Annotated in this window: 8 protein-coding genes; 1 reads left to right on the forward strand and 7 read right to left on the reverse strand. The window is 71.0% G+C overall.

Features of this window, described 5'->3' with window-relative positions:
• The first annotated feature begins 32 nt into the window (after nt 1-32).
• Nucleotides 33-719: an aminodeoxychorismate/anthranilate synthase component II gene (locus B8W67_RS12340; protein ID WP_085304218.1), complete on the forward strand. Its 687-nt coding sequence runs from the start codon at nt 33-35 to the stop codon at nt 717-719.
• Here B8W67_RS12340 and pknB read toward each other — a convergent pair.
• The 7 genes from pknB to B8W67_RS12375 form a co-directional block, all read right to left on the reverse strand.
• Complete coding sequence (pknB, locus tag B8W67_RS12345; protein ID WP_085304220.1) at nt 697-2,577, reverse strand: Stk1 family PASTA domain-containing Ser/Thr kinase; 1,881 nt, start codon at nt 2,575-2,577, stop codon at nt 697-699. The two genes, B8W67_RS12340 and pknB, sit on opposite strands and share 23 nt — an antisense overlap.
• A complete protein-coding gene (locus tag B8W67_RS12350) occupies nt 2,574-3,851 on the reverse strand; it encodes a serine/threonine-protein kinase (protein WP_085304222.1) in 1,278 nt (425 codons plus the stop codon). Before B8W67_RS12350 ends, pknB begins: the two co-directional genes overlap by 4 nt.
• Nucleotides 3,848-5,323, reverse strand: coding sequence for a D,D-transpeptidase PbpA (gene pbpA, locus B8W67_RS12355; protein ID WP_085304224.1), 1,476 nt, complete (start codon nt 5,321-5,323; stop codon nt 3,848-3,850). Before pbpA ends, B8W67_RS12350 begins: the two co-directional genes overlap by 4 nt.
• On the reverse strand, nt 5,320-6,732 hold the full coding sequence (locus tag B8W67_RS12360) for a peptidoglycan glycosyltransferase RodA (protein WP_085304226.1): 1,413 nt from the start codon (nt 6,730-6,732) through the stop codon (nt 5,320-5,322). The genes pbpA and B8W67_RS12360 overlap by 4 nt, the downstream gene beginning before the upstream one ends.
• Nucleotides 6,729-8,204: a PP2C family protein-serine/threonine phosphatase gene (locus tag B8W67_RS12365; RefSeq protein ID WP_085304228.1), complete on the reverse strand. Its 1,476-nt coding sequence runs from the start codon at nt 8,202-8,204 to the stop codon at nt 6,729-6,731. The genes B8W67_RS12360 and B8W67_RS12365 overlap by 4 nt, the downstream gene beginning before the upstream one ends.
• Entirely contained in the window at nt 8,201-8,668 is a 468-nt protein-coding gene (locus B8W67_RS12370; RefSeq protein WP_085304230.1) for an FHA domain-containing protein FhaB/FipA, read from the reverse strand. Before B8W67_RS12370 ends, B8W67_RS12365 begins: the two co-directional genes overlap by 4 nt.
• A gap of 173 nt (nt 8,669-8,841) precedes the next feature.
• A partial coding sequence (locus B8W67_RS12375; RefSeq protein WP_133056100.1) for an FHA domain-containing protein occupies nt 8,842-9,588 on the reverse strand: 747 nt, incomplete at its 5' end.

The following is a 9,588-nucleotide window of genomic DNA, read 5'->3' on the forward strand; positions in this document are numbered from 1 at the left end:
GGGGCCGCCGCGACGGGCGGTAACCTGACACGATGCGGGTTCTGGTCGTCGACAACTACGACAGCTTCGTGTTCAACCTGGTGCAGTACCTGGGCCAGCTGGGGGTGTCGGCGACGGTGTGGCGCAACGACGACCCGCACCTGGCGGACCCGGCGGCGGTGGCCGCCGACGTCGACGGGGTGCTGTTGAGTCCCGGGCCGGGCACCCCGCAGCGCGCCGGGGCCTCGATCCCGCTGGTGGCGGCCTGCGCCGAGACCGGCACTCCCCTGCTGGGGGTGTGCCTGGGCCACCAGGCCATCGGGGTCGCCTACGGCGCCACCGTGGACCGCGCCCCGGAGCTGCTGCACGGCAAGACCAGCAGCGTCCACCACGACAACACCGGGGTGCTGCGCGGGCTGCCGGAGCCGTTCACCGCCACCCGGTACCACTCGTTGACGGTCCTTCCCGACACGCTGCCCGATGCGCTGCGGGTCACCGCCCGCACCGACGGCGGGGTCATCATGGGGGTCGCGCACCGGGAGCTGCCGATCCACGGCGTGCAGTTCCACCCCGAATCGATCCTCACCGAGGGCGGGCACCGGCTGCTGGCCAACTGGCTGGCGGTGTGCGGTCAGGGCACCGACGCCGCCCTGCTGGCCACCCTGGAGGCGCAGGTGGCCGCGGCGCTGGGGCCGGTGCAGCCGGCCGACGCGACCGTCAGCGACCGAACGTCAGCGTGATGTTGCCGTCGGTGTTGACCCCCTGACCGGCCGACGGGCTCTGCGAGATCACCCGGTTGCGGCTGTCGCCGCCGGCGTCGACGTCGGGGCCCTTCACCAGCACCCCGGTCCACCCCAGCGCCCGCAGCAGCGGCTCGGCGTCGGTCCAGAACATCCCCTTGACGTCGGGCATCACGAACTGGTTGCCCTTGGAGACCTGCAGCTCGATGACGGTGTCGACCGGCACGTTCTCCCCCGCCGCCGGGCGGGTGCCCACGACCTGGCCGCGCGGTTCGGTGCTGTCCACCGAGACCGGGTTGACCTTGGTGAACCCGGACAGCGTCAGGGTCTTCTCGGCCTCCTCGACGGTCTGACCGGAGACCGCGGGCACGTCCTTGGTCTCCGGGCCGGTGCCGATGATCACGGTGATCTCGTTGGTGATCGCCGAGGTGGAGTTCACCGGCGGGTTGGTGCCGACCACCCGGTCCTTGAGCTCGGGGGTCGACGGTGACTCGCTGCGTTTGAACTTGCTGAACCCGCGGTCCTCGAGCTTTTTGATCGCCGCGTCGTAGCTCAGCGACGCCACGTCGGGGATCTGGCGCTGCTCGGGCCCGTAGGACACCTTGACGGTGATCACATCGCCCTTGTGGGCGGTGCTCTCGGCGGCCGGTTCGGTGGAGATCACATGGTCCGGCGGCACCACCGAGTCGGCCTTCTGCTCGGTGCGCACCTCGAAGCCCTTCTTCTGCAGCTCGGCGACCGCGTCGGCGGACACCATGCCCTGCACGTCGGGGACGGCCAGCTCGTGGGCGCGCCCACCGCCGCTGAACATGTTGATCACCACGGTGACCGCGACGGTGAGCACGGCGAGCACCGCCACCGCGACCAGCCAGCGGGTCACCGAACTGGCGTTGCGGTCGCCGCTGAAATCCAGCGGCTGACGCGGCAGCGGATCGGTGTGCGGGCCGGCCCCGGCGGCCGAGGCGCTGCGCAGCATCGCGGTGCGGTCGGCGTCGGTGAGCACCTTCGGCGCCTCGGGGGTGTCGCCGTTGTAGACCCGGATCAGGTCGGCGTGCATCTCCGCGGCCGTCTGATAGCGGTTGTCGGGGTTTTTCGCCAGCGCCTTGAGCACGACCGCGTCCAGCCCCGGGGACAGTCCCGGTTTGCGCTGCGACGGCGCCACCGGGTCCTCGCGCACATGCTGGTAGGCCACCGCGACCGGGGAGTCCCCGACGAACGGCGGCTCGCCGGTGAGGATCTCGTAGAGCACGCAGCCCAGCGAGTACACGTCGGAGCGGGCGTCGACCGGCTCCCCGCGGGCCTGCTCCGGGGAGAGGTACTGGGCGGTGCCGATGACCGCGGCGGTCTGGGTCATGTTGCCGCTGTCGGCCAGTGCACGGGCGATCCCGAAGTCCATCACCTTGACCGCGTTGGTCTTGCTGATCATGATGTTGGCCGGTTTGACGTCGCGGTGGATGATGCCGTGCTGGTGGGAGAAGTTCAGCGCCTGGCAGGCGTCGGCGATGATCTCGATCGCGCGCTGCTCGGCCAACGGGCCGTCGTTGTGCACCATGTCGCGCAACGTGACCCCGTCGACGTACTCCATGACGATGTAGGGCAGCGGACCGGACTCCGTCTCGGCCTCACCGGTGTCGTAGACCGCGACGATCGCCGGGTGGTTCAGCGCCGCGGCGTTCTGCGCCTCCCGGCGGAACCGCAGATAGAAGCTGGGGTCGCGGGCGAGGTCGGCGCGCAGCACCTTGATCGCGACGTCGCGGTGCAGCCGCTGGTCGCGGGCGAGGTGAACTTCCGACATGCCGCCGAAGCCGAGGATGTCACCGAGTTCGTAACGGTCGGAGAGATGCGGTGGGGTTGTCATCGTGGTATCCCGACTTGGTGCTGGGGCGTCACTACGACAACCCGGTTCGGCGCTTGCGCTTGCGGTGTGGCGGGTTCGGAGCCCTCCGGGGCGGGGGACTCGGGGGGCTCCTGCTGCTCGGAGGTCGGTGTGCCGGGGGTGTCGGTGACGGTCGGCGGCGACGACGGCGTGGAGTCGTGGGCGTTGAGCACGATGAGCACCGCGGAGACGATCGCCAGCGCCACCAGCACCCCGGCGGCCCACAGCAGGGCGCGTTGGCCCGAGGAGAAGGTGCGCCGCGGCGGCGGCGGCGGGCGGTGGCTGCCGGCGGTGCGGGCGCGGGCGGCGCGCGCGGGGGCGGCGCGCTGCACGCTGGGTGCGGCGCGGGTCTTGCCGGTCGCCGAGATCGCGGTCGGGGCGGCCCGCCCGGCCGACGGCAGCTGGCTGGGCCGCGGTGGGCGGTGCCCGGAGCGCACCGCGGCGACCGCGTCGGCGAACGGGCCACCGCTGGGGTAGCGCATCCCCGGGTTTTTCACCAGCGTGATCTCGATGAGCTCACGCACGTTGGCCGGCAGGTCCGCCGGCAGCGGCGGCGGCGGCTCCTTGATGTGCTTCATCGCCACCGTCAGCGCGCCGTCCCCGGTGAACGGCCGTTTGCCCGACACCACCTCGTAGCCGACCACCCCGAGCGAGTAGACGTCGCTGGCGGCGGTGGCGTCGTGGCCGAGGGCCTGTTCGGGGGCGATGTACTGGGCGGTGCCCATCACCATCCCGGTCTGGGTGACCGGGGCCGCATCGACGGCTTTGGCGATGCCGAAGTCGGTGATCTTCACCTGCCCGGTGGGGGTGATCATGATGTTGCCGGGTTTGACGTCGCGGTGCACCAGCCCGGCGGTGTGGGCCACCTGCAGCGCCCGGCCGGTCTGCTCCAGCATGTCCAGGGCGTGGCGCAGCGAGAGCCGGCCGGTGCGTTTGAGCACCGAGCTCAGCGGCTCGCCGTTGACCAGCTCCATCACCAGGTAGGCGGTGCGGCCCTCGTCGCCCATCTCGGTTTCGCCGTAGTCGTGCACGCTGGCGATCCCCGGGTGGTTGAGCATCGCGGTGGTGCGCGCCTCGTTGCGGAACCGTTCGATGAACTCCGGGTCGGAGGAGAACTCGGCCTTGAGCACCTTGATCGCGACACGACGGCCCAGCCGGTTGTCGACGGCCTCCCACACCTGGCCCATGCCACCGGTGGCGATGAGCCGCTGCAGCCGATAGCGGCCGGACAGCGTGGCGCCTACTTTCGGGCTCATGATCCTCCCTGCAGCGCTGCCTCGATCACGGCCCGTCCGATCGGCGCGGCCACCGCCCCGCCCGTCGCCGCGAGCCGGTCGCCGCCGTTCTCCACCAGCACCGCCACCGCCACCGTCGGGTTCTGCGCCGGTGCGAACGCGATGTACCACGCGTGCGGCGGGGTGCTTCGGGGGTCGGTGCCGTGTTCGGCGGTCCCGGTCTTTGACGCGATCTGCACGCCGGGAATGGCTCCTTCCTGTTGTGTCCGTGCCTCGGCGGCGATCATCAGTTCCGTTAGCTTAGCGGCGACCTCCGGGGAGACCGCACGGCGCTGTGTTTGCGGGGTGGTCGTGGCGATGTCGGCCAGATCCGGACCCTGCAGGTGGTTCACCAGGTAGGGGCGCATCATCAGCCCCTGATTGGCCACCGTCGCGGCGATCAGCGCGTTTTGCAGCGGGGTCAGCGCGACGTCCTTCTGCCCGATGCTGGAGATGCCGAGCGCGGTGGCGTCGGTGATCGGGCCGACGGTGGATTCGGCGACCTGCAGCGGGATCGCCGGTGGCGCCTCGTCGAGCCCGAACGAGTGCGCCGCGCTGCGCAGCGCCGCCGCCCCGGTGTCGATGCCGAGCTGCACGAACGCGGTGTTGCAGGACCGGGCGAACGCCTCCTTGAGGGACACCGTCGCCGCGTCGCCGCAGGGGGTGCCGCCGAAGTTCTCCACCGTGGCGGTGCTGTCGGGCAGCTCGCGGCGGGCCGAGGCGTCGAGTTGCTCGTCGAGTTCGGCCCCGGCGGCCAGGGCCGCGGCGGTGGTGATCACCTTGAACGTCGAGCCGGGCGGATAGGTCTCGGCCAGCGCCCGGTTGCTCAGCGGGGAGTCCGGATCGTCGCGCAGCTGCTGCCAGGCGTGCAGCTGGGCCTCGGTGTCGTGCGAGGACAGCAGGTTGGGGTCATACGACGGGGCGGACGCCAGCGCCAGCACCCGGCCGGTGGCCGGCTCGAGGGCGACCACCGCGCCCTTGCAGGCCGGTTCGCAGCCGCGTTGCAGCCCGTCCCAGGCGGCCTGCTGCACCGCGGGCTTGATCGTGGTCTCCACGGTGCCGCCGCGCGGGTTGCGTCCGGTGAAGAAGTCGGCGAGGCGGCGGCCGAACAGCCGCTCGTCGGAGCCGTTGAGGATGGAGTCCTCGGCGCGCTCCAACCCGGTCGAGGAGTAGCGCAGCGAATAGAACCCGGTGATCGGCGCGTTCACCAGCGGGTTGGGGTAGGTGCGCAGATACCGGAACCGGCCGTCGACGGCCTCGGAGTAGGCCAGCAGCTGGCCGTCGGCGGTGATCTGGCCGCGCTGACGGGAGTACTCGTCGAGCAGGATCCGCTGGTTGCGCGGGTCGGCGCGCAGGCCGTCGGCGGCGAACACCTGGGTGAAGGTGGCGTTGAGCAGCAGCACCACCACCAAAGCCAGGACCGCCATCGCGACGCGGCGCAACGAGGTGTTCATACGCGCTCGATCACCTCGGTGCCGGCGGTGGCGATCGGCGTCGACGACGGGTCCGGGACGGTGACCAGCGGCCGGCGCGCGGCGTGGGAGATGCGCACCAGCAGCGCCAGCAGGATGTAGTTGGCCACCAGCGACGACCCGCCGTAGGAGAGCCACGGGGTGGTCAGCCCGGTCAGCGGGATCAGCTTGGTCACCCCGCCGACCACGATGAACAACTGGATCGCCAAGGTGGCGGCCAGCCCGGCGGCGAGCAGCTTGCCGAAGCTGTCGCGCACCGCCAGCGCGGTGCGCAGCCCCCGCATGATCACGATGGTGTAGAGCATCAGCAGCCCCGCCAGCCCGACCAGGCCGAGCTCCTCGCCGAACGCGGCGATGATGAAGTCGGTGGAGGCCGCCGGGACGTAGTCGGGTTGGCCGTTGCCCAGCCCGGCGCCGAAGACCCCGCCGGTGGCGAAGCTGAACAGCGACTGCACCATCTGGTAGCCGCCGCCCTCGGGGTCGGCGAACGGGTCCAGCCAGGCCTGCACCCGCACCCGCACGTGGCTGAACAGGAAGTAGGCGACGGTGCTGCCGGCGACGAACAGCGCCAGCCCCAGCGCCACCCAGCTGATCCGGTGGGTGGCGATGTACACCATCACCAGAAACGACGCGTACAGCAGCAGCGAGGTGCCCAGGTCCTTCTCGAAGACCATCACCCCGACCGACACCACCCAGGCCACCAGCAGCGGCGCCAGATCCCGCGGGCGGGGCAGGTTCACCCCGAGGACGTGTTTGCCGGCGCTGGTGAACAGGTCCCGTTTGGCGACCAGCACCGCGGCGAAGAAGATCAGCAGCAGAATCTTGGAGAACTCGGCCGGCTGGATGGAGAAGCCGGGGAACCGCATCCAGATCTTCGCCCCGCCCTGTTCGGAGAACCGGGCGGGCAGCAGTGCGGGGATCACCAGCAGCACCAGCCCGGCCAGCCCGCACAGATAGCCGCTGCCGGCCAGCTCGCGGTGATCGGTGAGCGCGGCGAGCACCGCGGCCAACGCGAGCACCCCGACCAGGGTCCACAGCACCTGTTGGGTGGCCCCGGAGTGGGCCTGTTCGGCCGGCTCGGCGAGATCCAGCCGGTGGATCATGACCAGCCCCAGCCCGTTGAGCAGCGCCACCACCGGCAGCAGCAGCGGGTCGGCGTAGGCGGCGTAGCGGCGGATGGCCAGGTGGGCCACGCCGAACAGCGCCAAAAACGCCACCGTGTAGCCGAGGATCTTCCAGCCCAACGCCCGGTGCTGGTCGGCTTCCACGATGATCAGCGCGATCGTGGTCAGCGCTGCGGCGAAGCACAGCAGGCCCAGCTCGGCGTTGCGCCGCGTCGACAGCGTGGGAGCCGGCGCCGCCGGGATCGCGGGCTGGGGCTGGGTGGTCATGCCGCGTCCCGGCAGTCGGTTCCTGGTTGCAGTGGCGGCGGGGGCAGATTCGCCGAGGTGGTGGTCAAGGTGGTGGTGGGGGCGGTGGTGCTCAGGGTGTTCGACGCCGTGGTCGTGGTGGTGCCTGTGGTGCTCGAGGTGCCCGGGGTGGGGCGGGAGGGGGTGATCGGTTCGAACGTCTCGCGGACCGGCGGGGGAGTTTGAGCCTTCCGCAGTGTCGAGCAGAGCGGCAGCACCGATCCGGTCAGCTTCTCCAGCTGGTCGGTGGCGTTCTCGCGGGTGCCGGCGGGCAGTCCGTCGAGGAGTTGTTGGCGTGCCGAGGGCACCAGGTCGTCGACGACCAGGGCGCGGCAGGTGACGGGCTCGTCCCACCGGATCTGGGAGAGCCGGTTGTCGGGGCTGACGCAGATCCGCTCGAACGGCTTCTGCAGTTGCTTACCCAAAAACGAGCCCTGCACCCCGCGCATGACCGCGACGGTGCCGTCGTGGACGCCGACGAAATAGTTGCTGTAGACCATCGCTTTGCCGATGGCGAGTCCGGCGAGTACGACCAGCACCAGCAGGATTCCGGCGAGGATCAGCCGGGAGCGGGAGCGCGGCCGGGCGGTGAACGCCTCGACCTGGGGCAGCTTGCGTTTGACGACCGGGGGGCGGGGGTTGATCGCCGAGGCCCGCCCGGCGGACAGGTCCAGGCGGGTCGGGCGGTCCCCGTCGTCGGAGACCGCCCCGGCCAGTATCGGGCGGGTCTGGCCGTAGTCGGTGTCGACGACGTCGGCGACCACCACGGTGACGTTGTCGGGTCCGCCGCCGCGCAGCGCCAGCTCGATGAGCCGGTCGGCGCATTCGGTGACGTCGGGGATCTGCAGCGCCTCCAGGATGGTCTCGGTGCTCACCGGATCGGAGAGCCCGTCGGAGCAGAGCAGGTAGCGGTCGCCGACGCGGGCTTCCCGCATGGTCAGGGTGGGCTCCACCTCCTGGCCGGTGAGCGCGCGCATGATCAGCGACCGCTGCGGGTGGGAGTGGGCGTCCTCGGCGCTGATGCGGCCCTCGTCGACGAGGGTCTGCACGAACGTGTCGTCCTTGGTGATCTGGGCGAGTTCGCCGTCGCGCAGCAGGTAGCCGCGGGAGTCCCCGATGTGCACCAGTCCGATGCGGTCCCCGGCGAACAGGATCGCGGTCAGTGTGGTGCCCATGCCCTCGAGGTCGGGTTCGGCCTCGACGTGGGCGGCGATCGCGGTGTTGCCCTGGCGCACCGCGTCGTCGAGCTTGCTGAGCAGGTCGCCGCCGGGTTCGTCGTCGTCGAGGGGGGCCAGCGCGGCGATCACCAGCTGGGAGGCCACCTCCCCGGCGGCGTGACCGCCCATCCCGTCGGCCAGCGCCAGCAGCCGTGCCCCGGCATACACCGAGTCTTCGTTGTTGGAGCGCACCAGGCCGACATCGCTGCGTGCGGCGTAACGCAGAACGAGGGTCACGAGCGCAACTCAATTACCGTCTTGCCGATTCGAATCGGCGTTCCGATCGGAACTCTTACCGCGGTGGTCACCTTCGCCTTATCAAGATAAGTACCGTTGGTCGAACCTAGATCTTCGACATACCATTCGGAGCCGCGCTGGGACAGCCGGGCGTGCCTCGCCGAAGCATAGTCGTCGGTGAGCACCACCGTGGAGTCGTCGGCGCGACCGACCAAAACGGGTTGGCCGCTCAACGTGATGCGGGCTCCGGCGAGCGCGCCTTCGGTGATCACCAGCCGACGCGCGATGTGCCGCTGTTGGCGGGCCGGCAGCAGGGTGCCGCGGATGGCCAGACCGCGGCGCATCATCACCGCGCCGGTGGGCGCGTAGATGTCGGTGCGCAGGGTGCGCAGCACCGCCCAGATGAACACCCACAGCAACACGAGGAAACCGACGCGCGTCAGTTGCAGCATCAGTCCCTGCATCTGGCGTCCTCTCCGTCCGTGCGCACCGGCCATCCACGTTCGTCGGTGTCGGTCAACGTCCTCAAGCGTTTCCGGGGCTCGACAGCGCCGGAGGGCGCCCGTCAGCAAGGTCACGATACTTGGACGGTGATCGAGCCGGGCGCAGTCAGGCCAACTTCACCCGGCGACGCTCGCTAGTGGATCCGGACGACGATCTCGGAGTGGCCCAGGCGCACCACGTCACCGTCGGCGAGCTGCCACTCCTGCACCGGGGCGTTGTTGACCGTGGTGCCGTTGGTGGAGCCGAGGTCCGACAGCAGCGCGACGTGCCCGTCCCAGCGGATTTCCATGTGTCGGCGCGAGACCCCGGTGTCGGGCAGCCGGAACTGCGCGTCCTGGCCGCGGCCGACGACGTTGGAGCCCTCCCGCAGCTGGTAGGTGCGGCCGCTGCCGTCGTCGAGCTGCAGGGTGACGGTCGGTCCGGCGCCGAAGCCGCCCGGCTGGCCGGGCTGACCGTAGTCACCGCCGTAGGCGGCCGGATGGCCCGGCTGACCGAACTCGCCGTAGCCGGGCTGGGCGGGTTGACCGTAGTCGCCGCCGTAGCCGCCGGGGGCTCCGTAGCCGCCGGGTTCGCCGTAGTCATAGCCGGAAGCCGGCGGGGCGTCGTAGCCGGGGGCGGCGGGTGCGCCCTGGTCGAATTGGCCGTAGTCGGGCTGGCCGTAGTCCGGCTGGGAGTAGTCCGGTTGCCCGGGCTGGCCGTAGTCGGGTTGGCCGTAGGACGGGCCGCCGGGGGCGGACCCGGGGTAGCCGGGACCGGGCTGACCCGACGGTCCGGGCTGGCCCGGCTGACCCGGCTGACCGTAGCCGCCGTGGTCGGGGTAGGACGGGCCGCCGGGGGGCTGGCCGTAGCCGCCGTAGCCGGGCTGGCCGCCGGCGGCTAC

The organism is Mycolicibacillus koreensis, assembly GCF_002104795.1.
Lineage (GTDB): Bacteria > Actinomycetota > Actinomycetes > Mycobacteriales > Mycobacteriaceae > Mycobacterium > Mycobacterium koreense.

What these genes read in the sequence shown, in the direction of transcription:
- B8W67_RS12340 (WP_085304218.1), top strand. Translation starts at nt 33, where the DNA reads ATGCGGGTTCTGGTCGTCGACAACTACGACAGCTTCGTGTTCAACCTG.
- pknB (WP_085304220.1), bottom strand. Translation starts at nt 2,577, where the DNA reads ATGACAACCCCACCGCATCTCTCCGACCGTTACGAACTCGGTGACATC.
- B8W67_RS12350 (WP_085304222.1), bottom strand. Translation starts at nt 3,851, where the DNA reads ATGAGCCCGAAAGTAGGCGCCACGCTGTCCGGCCGCTATCGGCTGCAG.
- pbpA (WP_085304224.1), bottom strand. Translation starts at nt 5,323, where the DNA reads ATGAACACCTCGTTGCGCCGCGTCGCGATGGCGGTCCTGGCTTTGGTG.
- B8W67_RS12360 (WP_085304226.1), bottom strand. Translation starts at nt 6,732, where the DNA reads ATGACCACCCAGCCCCAGCCCGCGATCCCGGCGGCGCCGGCTCCCACG.
- B8W67_RS12370 (WP_085304230.1), bottom strand. Translation starts at nt 8,668, where the DNA reads ATGCAGGGACTGATGCTGCAACTGACGCGCGTCGGTTTCCTCGTGTTG.